The following is a 14625-nucleotide window of genomic DNA, read 5'->3' on the forward strand; positions in this document are numbered from 1 at the left end:
CTTCAGTAGTCGGCGGTGTAGATATCACCGGAGGTACATGGATTCACTTTCCGATATTCGAAACAGTACGCCTGATGAACAGAGTCAATCAACATAACTGATAATAAAATCAATACGACCTGGGCAATAGCAGAATAAAAAAATAAATTAAAATCAAAATACTTTATACATTTACAAAAAACTTTAGGGGTGCCTTGTGCTGAGAAATACCCTTTGAACCTGATGCAGTTAGTACTGCCGAAGGGAAAAGTAGTGCAACCTTAAGGTTGTTTACCAATCCTCCAACGGTTCCATTCCTATCGTTTAAAATTTAAACAGGATGGAAATTACCGTAAATCAACAAAATTATTCCGTTTCTGATGCTTGCTCTTTGCAGCAAATGCTTGCCACTGTTCTTACCCAGCCGGCCAAAGGCATTGCTATTGCAGTGAACCAGGAAATCGTCCCTAAAGCCAATTGGGTTACTCACCTCTTAAATCCCGGCGATCATATTACCATTATCAAAGCAACCCAGGGCGGATAAAATATACAACCAACACATGAAAACTGAAAAAACTCCAGGAGAACAAGTAATCAGCCGAACGCCATTCCCCGCGTCGCGCAAAGTCTATGTCAAAGGACATATCCATAACATCCAAGTCGCTATGCGCGAGGTTGAACTCAGTGAAACCAAACTTCACGGCAGGTTTGGCGAAACTGAACCGAATGCCCCCGTCACTATTTACGATACAAGCGGTCCTTTTACCGATCCTGATATCGAAATTGATGTGAAACAAGGTTTGCCAAGGCTGCGTGAGCAATGGATTGTTGACAGGGGCGATGTGGAACAGTTGCAGGCAATTTCCTCCGATTATGGAAACCTGCGTGCCAATGATCAAAAGCTGGACGCGTTAAGGTTTGCGCACATCAGCAAACCCTATAAGGCCAAACCGGGCATGAATGTATCACAAATGCATTATGCCCGAAAAGGGATCATTACCCCGGAAATGGAATATATCGCCATCCGCGAGAACCAGCGTATCGATTTATTAAAGGAGCAATTGAATGGGCAATATGAGGTGATGTCTCATCAGCATCCGGGTCAAAGCTTTGGGGCCAATACCCCCAAAGGCTATATTACACCGGAATTTGTACGCCAGGAAGTAGCCTGCGGCCGCGCGGTTATCCCATCCAATATTAACCACCCCGAAAGCGAACCGATGATTATCGGGCGTAATTTCCTGGTGAAGATCAATGCCAACATAGGTAACTCTGCCGTTACGTCCAGTATTGAAGAAGAAGTAGAAAAAACCGTATGGGCCTGCCGCTGGGGGGCCGATACCATTATGGATCTTTCGACTGGCAAAAACATACACGAAACCCGCGAATGGATCATCCGCAACTCGCCGGTTCCAATTGGTACCGTACCTATTTACCAGGCCCTGGAAAAAGTAAATGGCAAGGCCGAAGACCTCACCTGGGAACTTTTCAGGGATACGCTAATAGAGCAAGCCGAACAGGGCGTAGATTATTTTACCATCCACGCGGGCGTTTTGTTGCGTTATGTGCCCCTTACGGCTAAAAGGATTACCGGTATCGTATCGCGTGGCGGCTCTATCATGGCGAAATGGTGTTTGGCACATCATCAGGAAAACTTTTTGTATACGCATTTTGAAGAGATCTGCGAGATTATGAAAGCCTATGATGTAGCATTTTCATTAGGCGACGGATTAAGGCCAGGCTGTATTGCTGATGCCAATGATGCCGCACAATTTGGTGAACTGGAAACTTTGGGCGAGCTGACCAAGATCGCCTGGAAGCACGATGTGCAAACCATTATTGAAGGCCCGGGACATATCCCAATGCACATGATCAAAGAAAATATGGATAAACAGCTGGCGCACTGCGGCGAAGCACCATTTTATACTTTAGGCCCGCTCACTACAGATATTGCACCAGGCTATGACCATATTACGTCGGCTATTGGCGCGGCGATGATTGGCTGGTTTGGTACGGCGATGCTTTGTTATGTAACACCCAAGGAGCATTTGGGCCTGCCTAACAAAAAAGATGTAAAAGACGGAGTGATCACATATAAAATTGCCGCTCACGCAGCCGACCTGGCCAAAGGACATCCGGGCGCACAATATCGTGATAATGCCTTAAGCAAAGCCCGTTTTGAATTCCGCTGGGAAGATCAGTTTAACCTGTCGCTTGACCCCGACACCGCCAGGGAGTTTCATGACGAAACCCTGCCTGCAGATGGTGCCAAGATCGCCCATTTCTGCTCCATGTGCGGGCCTAATTTCTGCTCCATGAAGATTACGCAGGATGTGCGCGACTACGCCAAAGAAAACGGCATGGGCGACGCTGACGCATTATCTAAAGGCATGGAAGAAAAATCAAAAGAGTTTCTGCAAAAAGGCAGCGAAATTTATCTGTAGAAACATGGAGTTAATTGTTATTTCGAACCCGACCGCTGTTGCCGATGAAAGTACCCTCATCAACAAGCTGTTTATGGCGGGTTTGAAATGTTTTCATTTGCGTAAACCAGAAAGCGATATGCGGACGGTAGAAAGATTATTGAATGGGATAGCACCCCGTTTTTATGAACGGATTGCCCTGCACCAATTTCACGAAATAGCAACTGATTACGGGATCAAAAGGCTGCATTATACCGAAAGGGCACGAGAAGCATCAGGCACAATGCAATGGCAAAGTAAACTGGATGACGGATTTACGCTAAGCACTTCTATTCATGATATTTCGATACTTCCCAGGGTAACACCTTTTGATTATGTTTTTTTCGGGCCGGTGTTTAATAGTATATCCAAGCCAGGCCATCAAAGTAAATTAACCGCTGATTTTAAACTGGATAAAATCAATATAAAACCCAAAGTAATTGCCTTGGGAGGAGTAAAGCTATCCAACTTAGCGAAAGTTAATGCGATGGGTTTTGATGGCGTAGCGGTTTTGGGTGCGCTTTGGAATGAACCGGATGAAGCCTCAGAATGCTTTAAAAAATTAAAAGAAAATCTCCCGGCATAAATGAAATACGAATACAAATACAATGATCGATAAACTACATTATATCTCCCAACAACCCGACAACGGATCGCACCTGACGGCTATCCGGCAGGCATTAGAGGCTGGCTGCAAATGGGTGCAACTCCGGGTTAAAGATCAGCCCGCCGGGGTAATCCTGGAATATGCCATCGAAGCCAATAAGTTATGCAACCAGCATGGTGCGAAACTGATTGTGAACGACCATCCGGAAGTCGCGCTGAAAGCAGGGGCTTATGGCGTTCATTTGGGTTTGCAGGATATGTCTGTCGCCCAGGCCAGGCGTATCGTCGGTCAGCAAATGATCATCGGCGGAACGGCCAATACCTTTCAGCATATCCGGCAAAGGGTGACCGAGGGTGTTGATTATGTAGGTTGTGGCCCTTACCGTTTCACAACAACCAAAGCAAAGCTAAGCCCCATTTTAGGTTTGGAGGGCTTAAAGGCTATCGTGAAACAAATGCGTGCCGCAAATATGACGGTGCCTATTATCTGCATTGGCGGTGTATTGCCTGAAGACATTACCTCGCTGGTGGATGCCGGGCTGTATGGTGTAGCCATATCCGGCGCTATTACCAGGGCCACTGACCGGAAAGCTATAGTTGATTATAGCTATCAACAACTGAATACCCCGTCAATAAATGAACTTATTTAATCTAAAAGATCATGTTAAAAATAGCCGATAAAACCTTTAACTCCCGTTTGTTTACCGGTACCGGCAAGTTTAGTTCCTCAATTTTGATGGAAGAAGCCCTGCTTGCTTCCGGCTCAGAACTCGTAACGGTTGCCCTAAAACGCGTGGATATCAAAAACAACGATCAGGACGACCTGCTCATCCGCCTCAAATACCCGCATATTAACCTTTTACCCAATACATCGGGAGTGCGTAATGCCAAAGAAGCTATTTTTGCGGCTCAACTGGCAAGAGAGGCATTGGAAACCAACTGGATCAAACTGGAAATCCACCCCGATCCTAAGTATCTGATGCCCGACCCCATCGAAACCTTAAAAGCGACTGAAGAACTAGCCAAATTAGGGTTTATTGTATTACCCTATATCCATGCCGATCCGGTGCTGTGTAAACGACTGGAAGATGCAGGTACCTCGGCAGTAATGCCTTTGGGTTCGCCTATCGGCAGCAATAAGGGGTTGAAAACTATAGATTTTTTAGAGATCATCATTAGCCAGAGTAATGTACCGGTAATTGTGGATGCGGGTATCGGCTCGCCATCTGATGCAGCCTGGGCGATGGAAATAGGCGCCGATGCCGTATTGGTGAATACGGCCATTGCTGTTTCGGGCTACCCTGTACAAATGGCAGAAGCATTTAAAATGGCGGTAATTGCCGGCCGTATGGCCTACGAAGCAAAACTGGCCTTGCCTGTAACCCATGCTGTGGCAAGTAGCCCCTTAACCTCCTTTTTAGATGAATAGCTTTAAAGACATTTTTGAAACCTATAACTGGGACGAAACCAAGGCCAGTATTTATGCTAAAACCGGGTATGATGTGGAAAAGGCCTTGTCTGCTGAAAAACGGACAATGGAAGATTTCAAGGCGCTGGTATCCCCGGCGGCAGCGCCTTATCTGGAGCAAATGGCAGCTATTAGCCAGCAATTAACATTAAACCGCTTTGGCAAGGTGATACAGATGTATGTGCCGCTTTACCTATCTAACGAATGTAAAAATATTTGTACATATTGTGGTTTCAGCTATGATAATAAGGTAAAGCGCAAAACGCTTTCTCCGATGGAGATCATGCAGGAAGTTTGTGTTATTAAGAATATGGGCTACGACCATGTACTTTTGGTTACCGGGGAAGATAATGAAAACGTGCATGTAGACTATTTTAAAAAAGTACTCGACCTGATCCGCCCTCATTTCTCTCATATATCAATGGAGGTGCAACCACTCGACCTGGAAGACTATCAACAGTTAACTCCTTATGGGCTAAACACGGTGCTGGTTTACCAGGAAACCTATCACCAGGAAGATTATAGAAAACACCATCCAAAAGGCAAAAAATCAAATTTTAATTATCGGTTGGAAACACCCGACCGCCTGGGCCAGGCCGGTATCCATAAAATGGGTTTAGGTGTATTGATAGGCCTGGAAGACTGGCGTACCGACTGCTTTTTTACCGCATTGCACCTCAACTATTTGGAGAAAAAATATTGGCAAAGTAAATACGGCCTTTCGTTCCCACGGTTAAGGCCTTTTAGTGGCGGTTTGGAACCCAAAGTAGAAATGAGCGACCGGGAACTGGTACAACTCATATGCGCTTACCGTATATTTAACCAGGAGGTAGAACTCTCGATGTCGACACGGGAATCTGAACACTTTCGCAATAATATCATCAAATTGGGTATTACCAACATTAGTGCCGGATCAAAAACAAATCCTGGTGGATATGCCGTTGAACCTGAGTCGCTGGAACAATTTGAGATCAGTGACGAACGCAGCCCGGAGCAGATAGTACAGGTCATCAGGTCGCAAGGTTACGAGCCGGTTTGGAAAGATTGGGATAACAGTTTAACCCTGTAATTATGTTTGAAGGCGAAGAATTAAAACGGTACAGCAGGCAGACCATCCTCCCCGAAATCGGTTTACCCGGACAAGAAAAACTGAAGAACGCCAAAGTGCTAATGATTGGTGCAGGTGGTTTGGGTTGCCCTGTGTTACAATACCTTACTGCGGCCGGCTTAGGCGAGATTGGTATTGTGGACGATGACGTGGTAGATTTGAGTAACCTGCACCGCCAAATACTATATACTACAGCCGACAAAGGCAGATCGAAAGCCGATGCGGCCAAAGAAAAGCTTACGTTGCTAAATCCATACGTAAATATTACAGCTTATAACGAGCGTTTTACCTCCGATAATGCGTTAGACATTTGTAATCACTACGACCTGGTTATAGATGGCTCGGACAATTTTGGTACCCGCTACCTGGTAAATGATACCTGTGTGGCGTTAAATAAGCCGCTTGTATTTGGTTCGATATTCAAATTTGAGGGGCATGTTGCGGTATTTAATTACCAGGGTGCCCCCGATTATAGGGATGTATTCCCCGAAGCGCCACCCATTGACGAAGTACCCAATTGTTCCGAGATCGGTGTATTGGGTGTTTTACCCGGCATCATCGGCACCTATATGGCTAATGAGGCAATCAAAATGATTTGTGGTATTGGCGAAACCTTATCCGGTAAATTAATGACGATAAATGCGCTGAATAATACCACCAGTGTTTTTAAAGTTGGAAGGCAGCAAAAAAAAGCAAAATCGACGGATATCGGCATTGCTGAACCTGTCCCGACTACTCATCCTGAAATAACCATGGATGAATTGAACAACTGGTTAGCCGGGGCGCCGGGCGAAGTACAACTTGTTGATGTACGCGAAACTTATGAGTTTGAAGATTATAATATTGGCGGAATTAATCTCCCTTTATACGAACTAAAAGAGCATATCGGGCTATTACCCCCAAATAAAAAGCTGGTGTTCTGCTGCCAAACGGGGCAACGCAGTAAAATGGCCATTCAGCTAATAAAGGCCCTGTACCAAGGCCAAATGTACAGTTTAAAAAATGGCATTATTTAACCAACAGTTCAGTTTTATATATGAGTAAATACAGATACCCGGTAGTACTCAGCATTGCCGGATCGGACGGTGGCGGTGGCGCCGGTACACAGGCCGACCTGAAAACCATGAGCGCCCTGGGCTGTTTTGGCACCACGGCCATTACCGCGGTCACTGTACAAAACACTTTAGGGGTTAGCGGCATACATCTCATCCCGGTTAATTTTGTAAAAGCACAGATCAAAGCTGTAATGGACGATTTAAAACCATCGGCTGTAAAAATTGGCATGGTGCCCAGTGCCGAACTGGCTATAGCCATTGTCGGGGTATTAGCTGGTTACCCTAAGGTGCCCATTGTTTTTGACCCGGTGATGGTAGCCACCAGCGGACGCCGTTTAATTGAAAGCAATACGACAGCAATGTTTAAAAAACATCTCTTTCCATTGGCTCAAATTATTACGCCAAACCTGGATGAGGCGGCCATACTGGCCGAAATTGAGATCAACACCCTTGCCGATATGAAAGCTGCGGCGACTCGGATCATGCAATACGGATGTAACGCAGTACTGGTTAAGGGCGGGCATTTAAAAGGCCCCGACCTGTTTGATGTTTACCTGGATAGGCATGGCAACGAGCACATTTTCAAGTCGACAGCTATAGATACCCCGAATACACACGGAACAGGGTGCAGTTTATCGTCTGCTATCGCATCCTTCATAGCGTTGGGGTACAATTTGAATAAAGCAGTAGCGCAAAGCAAGCTATATGTTCAACATGCTATTGAACATGGTAAAGATGTAAAAACCGGTAACGGGCACGGGCCATTAAACCACTTTTTTGATCCTCAAAAACTAATAAAATTAAAATTGGAATAAAATTACCCGGCAGGAAATACGGATTCACTTATAAGGGGCATAAATTGCTTGGAAACCTAAAAACGGACAAAATCGATTTGTTTTTTATAATTACCAGGAGACATACCGGTAACCTTTTTAAATATTTTGGAAAAATAAAATATATTTTCGAAACCGGTTTGAACAGCAATTTCTGCATAAGTCAGCTGAGTTGTTACCATCAGATATTGGGCCCGTTCAATTCTTTTTTCATGAATATATTTTAACGGCCTTTCGCCGGTGTATTGTTGAAACAAGCGTGAAAAATAATCAGCATGCTGGTTCGCTTTTTCGGCCAGGTCGGTTACTGACAACTCCTGGTGCAGGTTCAATTGGATATGACTGATCGCATTAAGAATTTTAACTGGTATGTGGCTGACTTCTTTATGTTTAAATATCTCCGATGTTAAAAAGCGAGAGACCAATTGCAAAAGAATGCCATGGGTTTCTGTAAAAGTCGCCATGTTTTGCTGATTGTTAAGTTCTTGATACTCTTTGTAAAAGATGTTTTTTTCGTAAATCCTGGGGTTGTCAGAACGGTTGATGCCCCTGCCAGGATTTATTTCCAGTAAGCGGCCAAAATTCAAGATATCAACTTTTGTTGCGTTTACTTTAAAAACAGACCGGTTTCGCGCGAACAAGGAGATGCCATCGGATGACTCTTCGAAAAACTGGATAAAATACTGGCTCAGGTGACTTTGGCAAGTAAGGTTGCACAAAGTGAAACTTGGTATCATGTATAAAAATCCGGGCTCAAGGTTCAGCGTTGTTGAAATATCTGAAATTTCGCCTGCACCGGCATCAATGTAATAAAGTCTGAAATACGGACTAATCACATTTTTATAGTTCCATTTTGGGCCAAGATTCACATGATCTACATTCAATAGCGTATAGGTATGTTTTAGTGGTCTTTTAATCATAATGTGCAGTAAATAAGCTGTTTTTAAACTGTCGTTTCACCTATACGGGTACCGTTATATGCATTCCCGGGGTGGAGTCCCAAAGATGCTTAGTGCTTTCGACAGAGCAATATTAAACAAAATGTCGGTTTCGTATAAAAAAAGTCACATTAGGCCAACTATTTAACAATTATTTGCAGGTAGATTTGGTTTATCAATTACAAACGGCAATCGCAATAATTGCCGATGCCCAATTATGGATTTTGACCTAGAGGAATTTTTGACTTGTGACCCCGGGGCTACTAACCTGTTAAAACGGTTGTACCTGACTAATGTATAAAAACGTCAAAATTTAATTCATGAAAAGGAGAACACCAATAAAAGGTTTGGGATTAACCATTTTAGGAACAGCCGCCAATCCGTATGCTTCCTCATTAAGTTATCCGGCAACCTCTATCCAAAGGCCTAACTTTGCGCAATCGTTTAAAATGAGGTGAAAATTTTAGAGGCTTCAACAGACGTTAATTCTTGAATCACCTGGTCCAAATAGGACACTTAGTACTCAAATCTGCCATCTAAGGCTTAGTAGTGTTTGTGCCGGTATTATATTATCATTTACAATTGCGTTCGGCGTTTGAAAGTATTATTTTTGAAAAACAAGTAGTTGCCAGATATTTTGTATGTATAGGAGGAGTATTTTTCCATATAAGTACATAAGGTGTTGCACGTTTTTGGTGTGCCTGGTATTATTGTGCCTGGTAAACCGGGCCGTTGGGCAACAAGCAACCGTAATACGCGGCAGCGATTTTGGTATACATAACCAGGTATTCCTTGATGATTCGCTTTGGTTTTTCCATCCCGGCGATTTGCCCGGTGATAAGCAAGTTGTAGCCACCACAATGGGCTGGGATACCGTTAATCATACTGTTTTTGGTAAAACCAATGCGCCACGGCGATGGAGTGGTATGGGCTGGTTCGGCTTATGGATAAGGACCGATACCGGGCTGGTAAACAGAAAACTTTTCATAAGCATTAATCACGATGGCGCTTCTGAGATATTTTTTGATGCCAAACCCATAGGCGGTTATGGCAAGGTAGGGCACTCAGCACAGCAAATGGAGGCTATCCGCGCCCCAAGGGACCTAATTCCGCTTTGGTTTACCGATACCCGCCCGCACCTGCTTGCTATCCGGTATTCAAATTTTTTTGGCGTTTACCCAGATTTTTTAGGGTTCCAGCTTTCTATCGGCGATTATATAAAACGTGCCGAAAAAACGAGTGCCAGCAAAAAGTTGCTTGATTATTTGCCCATGTTTGCTGCTGCGCAACTGATATTGGGCCTGCTGCATTTTCTGTTTTTCCTTTTTTACCCCCGGCAAAAGCTTAATGCTTATTACGCGCTGTTTGTGCTATTGATAGGTATAAATGGCATGGCTATTTACCAATATTACCTTACGCCGTACCCTGCCGTACAATACCTTGCCGATTTTACAACCATTGCCTGCAAAGTGCTCATCATGTGGGCTGCAGTGTTGTTACTATACGTACTCAATTACCGCCGGGTACCCGGGTGGCGTATGGCAGCCTTAACCGGCATTACGCTATTTTACCTTGTAGAGTATATTTTAAAGTTTTGGATTTTCAAGTTTGCTACATGGAACGACTATTTTTCCATAACCTATATTGTTTGTATGCTGGATGGCCTATGGTCGGCAGCCCAGGTTATTAAGCGGGGGCAAAAGGATGCCTGGCTTATTGGTATTGGCGTAGGCACAATAATATTGGTTTTTGTTTTTGCCTGGGATGATATGTTTACCATCTGGCCGTATGGGCTTAACTCTCTGCGTTTGTTTGTAATGGGCGCCGGATCATTAGTTTTGCCACTTTGCTTATCGCTTTACCTGGCGCTTGACTTTGCCCGTACCAATCAAAACCTTACGGCAAAACTGAGGGAGGTAGAAAATCTATCGGCCCGGGCACTTGCCCAGGAGGCCGAAAAAACAGAACTGATAGCCACCGAAGCCCGCCGGTTGGAGCAAATTGTGCAACAGCGTACTGCCGAGCTGAAAGAACAGGCCGACAAACTGCTGGAATTAGATGCGGTAAAATCGCGCTTTTTCGCCAACATTACCCACGAGTTTAAAACACCGCTTACGCTGATCATGAACCCGGCGAAGGAGTTGTTATATACACCTACCGGGGATACCAATAAAAACCTGAGGCTGATCATCGGTAACGCCGAACGTTTGCTGCAACTGATCAACCAGCTGCTGGATTTAAGCAAAGTAGAAAGCGGCCTGATGGATGTAAACCTGGCGCCGGTAGATCTGGTGGGGCTGGTGAAACTGCACACACTCTCCTACGAATCGCTGGCTTTACAAAAAAGCATTACCCTGCGTTTTTCCGCCGACCGAGATATCCTTTGGATATTGACCGACCGGGATAAAATGGATAAGGTGATCCTTAACATACTATCAAACGCGCTGAAATTTACCGACAAGGGAAAGATAGAAATTGCATTGCACCAAAATACAGAAGTACAAAACAGCACCTTCACCCTTACCATTAGGGATACCGGTAAAGGGATTCCTGCCGCCAAGCTGCCGTATATTTTTACCCGTTTTTACCAGGCCGATCCGTCGGATACCCGGTCAGCAGGAGGTACGGGTATTGGCCTGGCGCTCACCAAAGAGCTGGTTGAACTGATGGGCGGGCAGATGACAGCCGAAAGCGCCGAGGGCTTGTTTACACAGATCCGCATAGATATGCCATACCAGCCTGTGGAAGCGGTTACGGAACCAATAGGGGAAACACAAATCGGAGAGGCATTTACGCCGGTAGTTGATAAAGGTGAAGCGTTGGCTGCCGATGAAAGCAGCCCAATGATCCTACTGATTGAGGACCATCACGAACTGAGGGAATTTATTCGGCAGTCGTTGGCCGGCAGGTACAGGTTAATTACCGCGGCAGATGGCGAAGAAGGTATAGCCCTTGGTTTGCAACACATCCCAAACCTGGTTATTACAGACCTGATGATGCCAAAGATAAGTGGCTACGAAGTGAGCACGACGCTAAAAAAAGATGAAAAAACCAGCCATATACCAGTCATTATCCTAACCGCCAGAGCCGGAGTGGACAGCCGCATACAGGGTATTGAAACCGGGGCTGATGCCTATTTGGCTAAGCCATTTGATCAGCGTGAATTATTTGCCCTGATAGAAAACCTCATTAATGTACGAGAGCAATTACGCCTGCATTACAGTACCCGCCACCTGTGGCTGAAAGATACCACCGCGCTGCCATCCATTGAGCAGAATTTTATCGCACGGGTACGCCTGGCTGTTGAAAGTCACTTGAGTGAAGATGGCTACAGCGCAGATCAGCTTGCTGCCGATATAGGGCTTAGCCGCACACAACTGCACCGCAAGTTAAAAGACCTTATTGGCCAGGCGCCGGGCGAATTGATTCGTATCGTTCGCCTGCAATACGCTCATAATTTGTTAGAGCGCAGGGTGGCAACCGTATCCGAGGTAGCTTATATGGTTGGTTTTGGCAGCCCTGCCAGTTTTTCGGCAAGTTTTTCGCGCCATTTCGGCTTTGCACCAAGTAAGGTGGTAGTAGCCTGATATTTAACTCCTGCTTATGTTTTACTGGCCTATAGTATTGACATTACCTGGAAATGGCTACGAGACGCAACATATACCGTATTTGTAGTTGCTAATTGCCTCGTGATGCTGGAGCGTCACGGCTTCCAGATCCACTTTGGCGGTACAGGTGTCACTAATCTCAACATCAACGACTATATCCGTTGTGGCACCCCTGACTTTTTGATCCAGATACCCGGGACCGAAGCCTTTTATAAAGAGGTCTGCGCCAAAAGACCCACCATAAAGCAAGAGATGATTCAGCGTCCCTACGGGCGTGAATTTATCATACAAGACTGCGACGGCCACTAGCTGCACGTTTGCGATTGAGGGGCAAGCGCCGGCACAATCATCCCCCGCAGCACTTCCAGGTCCACGTCCGCCAGTTTATTCAGGTACAAACAACCGCCGCCCGTTTTATACTTGCCGAGCTTTGGCAGTGCCGCGTCGTGCTTACCCATATCGATCAGGTAAACCGTCAGGTTCGCCTTACGCGGCGCGAAACCAACCTGGAACCAGTCCACCTGCCGGCCGCTCGCAGGGCTTTCATACCGTTTCAACCCAAAACCAACAATAGAATTGCTCCAGAGTACCGGGGCTTCACCGCTTGCCTGCTGCATTATTTCCAATAACACTAAGCTGTCTTTGCGCTTTTGCTCATCCGGCATAGCCTGGATAAAATCCATGACACTGACCGTAGTGGGCTTGGTTTTGATCTCGGCGAGTTTTGACTTCTTTTCCGACATAATAGGCTGGTTCTGTTATTACAGGTAAACGAATTTACTAAAATTCGCGAATAAACGCCGCCAATAAGCCTAAGGGAATGTTTAGGTAGGTTGAACTTTGTTCCGGGAAGACTACTTCGTTTGCAAAACCCGATTTTACAGCAACGAATCCCTTATATGGCCTAAAACGTATAATTTATGTGCTTTGAGCCAGTGGTGTTAATTTATAAATTTGCCCCATGGACTACAGGTCGAAAAAAAACAAATCGTAATTGTAGCGACGACGGGAAAAATCCTCATCAATTTTGCGGGTCCGACCGACGTTTTACCCATGCCGACAAACTTTTAAGTTTATCCGGCTCAACAATGGGCTATCATGTATTGATTGTAGCACCGACTAACAAGAAGATCATCGGTCCAACGTCAATTTGTCGTGTTACTAATCTTGAAAGTTTCCTTTCTCCCGGCGAGTTCTTGAAATCGGGGAAATATGAGCGGGCGTAAAAGAAATAAGCAAGGTAATTTCCATACTCCATACTGCGTAAGGAATAACCAATAACCTCGAATGCGCTGCCCGCCTCAGAATAGATTTTTATGGTTCAATTCGGCATGGAAAAAACAAAAAAGGCCTTAAATTTTACATTTAAGACCTTTTGAACTCATTTGGGATTTTTGTTGCGGAGAGCTAGGGATTCGAACTTACACCGTTTTTCCGCTCTATTTTAATATCTACTTGGTTTTCATTTTCGAACTCACCGAATTACTCACCACTTTTTATTTATAATTACATAGCTGCAAATGCTATATTCAAATATACAAAAAAAACAAACAAACTGTGTATTCTGCGACGCATGACCAAGCCATTCCGTGCTGTTTAGAGCATAGAATCGTGTTGACAGTAAGGAAAATCCCTGTTAACATTTAGGAGTTTAACTTGGTCAAAGTGTAACGGAATTGCCAGTTCATTATTTCAGAAACAGGATGGTACATGCCTGCGGAATTTCCACAAAGAACGCGGCGAATCTATCTTCAGTGGAAACTGCTGAAATTGCTGGCCGAAACGAGATAATTAATTGAAATGGGCGCTGGACTGTGCCAGGATGAATAGTGTACTTAAATTTTAAAAAAGATTGATATTCAGCGTACTACATCCAAATTATTTATAATTTATGGTTGAAACCTGTTTTATTACCACATCGCTGGTCAGGACACCCAAAATGCGGGCTTTCTCCTTATCAATCTTTATTTTAACATCCGATTTGTAAGTATTGAGTTCGTTGTTGACGAAGAAGGTACCGGGGTGTTTCTTCAGGATCTCTTGACCAGCACAAGTCATTCAAACCGTCAATATTTAACACCAAAAAATCTCTAACACCTCATTTAAAACGGAGGCATTAGAGATTTTTGGCAATTGGTATAACTTAATTGATTTATACTACCTTATATTTTCACAAATCCCCATTGCTGATTACGACCTCCGGAGTTGGTCCATTGTTCAAGTGCACCGCCGTTATTGAGCGAAGATGCTGCGACGTCCAAAACTTTTCCGCTGTTTGCATTGGTAATTTTATAATACCCGTTGTCGGTTATCTGAATTGACCATTTTTGGTTTGGGCCGCCGTTGTAATCCCATAAATCTACCTGCCCGCCATTACCGGTGCCAAAGCCATACATTTCCAAACATTTTCCGGTGGCATGCATAGGGGTTAACCGGTAGTAACCGCCCCCGGCATCTTCAATTTTAAATTGTTGGTTTGCGCCGGCTAAATATTCCCATTGGCCGGCCGGCGTTTGATTTGTGGTACCCCAGCCAGCAATTTCCAGGGCTTTAAAGCTGTTCCTGTTA

At 44.8% G+C, this 14625-nt stretch carries 14 protein-coding genes and 1 riboswitch; of the genes, 10 read left to right on the forward strand and 4 right to left on the reverse strand.

Features of this window, described 5'->3' with window-relative positions:
- Positions 1 to 175: 175 nt before the first annotated feature.
- Positions 176 to 263, forward strand: a riboswitch (TPP riboswitch).
- Between the two features lie 56 nt (positions 264 to 319).
- From thiS to thiD, 8 genes are read left to right on the forward strand one after another with little or no spacing between them, the layout of a single operon-like run.
- Positions 320 to 523 (forward strand): sulfur carrier protein ThiS, encoded by a 204-nt coding sequence (gene thiS, locus AC1DXF_RS17965; protein ID WP_477450105.1) that lies wholly within the window; start codon positions 320 to 322, stop codon positions 521 to 523.
- Positions 524 to 539: 16 nt separating this feature from the next.
- Positions 540 to 2423 (forward strand): phosphomethylpyrimidine synthase ThiC, encoded by a 1884-nt coding sequence (gene thiC, locus AC1DXF_RS17970; RefSeq protein ID WP_477450106.1) that lies wholly within the window; start codon positions 540 to 542, stop codon positions 2421 to 2423.
- A 4-nt stretch (positions 2424 to 2427) separates the two neighbouring features.
- Entirely contained in the window at positions 2428 to 3027 is a 600-nt protein-coding gene (locus AC1DXF_RS17975) for a thiamine phosphate synthase (protein WP_477450107.1), read from the forward strand.
- A 22-nt stretch (positions 3028 to 3049) separates the two neighbouring features.
- Positions 3050 to 3697, forward strand: coding sequence for a thiamine phosphate synthase (locus AC1DXF_RS17980; protein ID WP_477450108.1), 648 nt, complete (start codon positions 3050 to 3052; stop codon positions 3695 to 3697).
- A gap of 11 nt (positions 3698 to 3708) precedes the next feature.
- Entirely contained in the window at positions 3709 to 4476 is a 768-nt protein-coding gene (locus AC1DXF_RS17985; RefSeq protein WP_477450109.1) for a thiazole synthase, read from the forward strand.
- A complete protein-coding gene (gene thiH / locus AC1DXF_RS17990; RefSeq protein ID WP_477450110.1) occupies positions 4469 to 5584 on the forward strand; it encodes a 2-iminoacetate synthase ThiH in 1116 nt (371 codons plus the stop codon). The genes AC1DXF_RS17985 and thiH overlap by 8 nt, the downstream gene beginning before the upstream one ends.
- A gap of 2 nt (positions 5585 to 5586) precedes the next feature.
- Entirely contained in the window at positions 5587 to 6639 is a 1053-nt protein-coding gene (moeB, locus tag AC1DXF_RS17995; RefSeq protein WP_477450111.1) for a molybdopterin-synthase adenylyltransferase MoeB, read from the forward strand.
- 20 nt (positions 6640 to 6659) lie between these two features.
- Positions 6660 to 7493 carry a bifunctional hydroxymethylpyrimidine kinase/phosphomethylpyrimidine kinase gene (gene thiD / locus AC1DXF_RS18000; RefSeq protein WP_477450112.1) on the forward strand — a complete coding sequence of 278 codons (834 nt, stop codon included), beginning with the start codon at positions 6660 to 6662 and terminating at the stop codon, positions 7491 to 7493.
- Positions 7494 to 7549: 56 nt separating this feature from the next.
- On the opposite strand, the gene AC1DXF_RS18005 is transcribed toward thiD, so the two are convergent.
- Entirely contained in the window at positions 7550 to 8431 is an 882-nt protein-coding gene (locus tag AC1DXF_RS18005; protein WP_477450113.1) for a helix-turn-helix domain-containing protein, read from the reverse strand.
- Between the two features lie 338 nt (positions 8432 to 8769).
- Here AC1DXF_RS18005 and AC1DXF_RS18010 point away from each other — a divergent pair, with 338 nt between their 5' ends.
- Positions 8770 to 8907 carry a hypothetical protein gene (locus AC1DXF_RS18010; protein WP_477450114.1) on the forward strand — a complete coding sequence of 46 codons (138 nt, stop codon included), beginning with the start codon at positions 8770 to 8772 and terminating at the stop codon, positions 8905 to 8907.
- 183 nt (positions 8908 to 9090) lie between these two features.
- Positions 9091 to 12036 carry an ATP-binding protein gene (locus AC1DXF_RS18015; protein WP_477450115.1) on the forward strand — a complete coding sequence of 982 codons (2946 nt, stop codon included), beginning with the start codon at positions 9091 to 9093 and terminating at the stop codon, positions 12034 to 12036.
- 326 nt (positions 12037 to 12362) lie between these two features.
- Here the strand turns inward: AC1DXF_RS18015 and AC1DXF_RS18020 are convergent, their stop codons facing one another.
- The 3 genes from AC1DXF_RS18020 to AC1DXF_RS18030 form a co-directional block, all read right to left on the reverse strand.
- On the reverse strand, positions 12363 to 12800 hold the full coding sequence (locus tag AC1DXF_RS18020; RefSeq protein ID WP_477450116.1) for a DUF1801 domain-containing protein: 438 nt from the start codon (positions 12798 to 12800) through the stop codon (positions 12363 to 12365).
- A 1135-nt stretch (positions 12801 to 13935) separates the two neighbouring features.
- On the reverse strand, positions 13936 to 14115 hold the full coding sequence (locus AC1DXF_RS18025; RefSeq protein WP_477450117.1) for a hypothetical protein: 180 nt from the start codon (positions 14113 to 14115) through the stop codon (positions 13936 to 13938).
- A gap of 104 nt (positions 14116 to 14219) precedes the next feature.
- A partial coding sequence (locus AC1DXF_RS18030; RefSeq protein ID WP_477450118.1) for an RICIN domain-containing protein occupies positions 14220 to 14625 on the reverse strand: 406 nt, incomplete at its 5' end.

It is taken from the genome of Mucilaginibacter sp. P2_A5 (genome assembly GCF_056404995.1).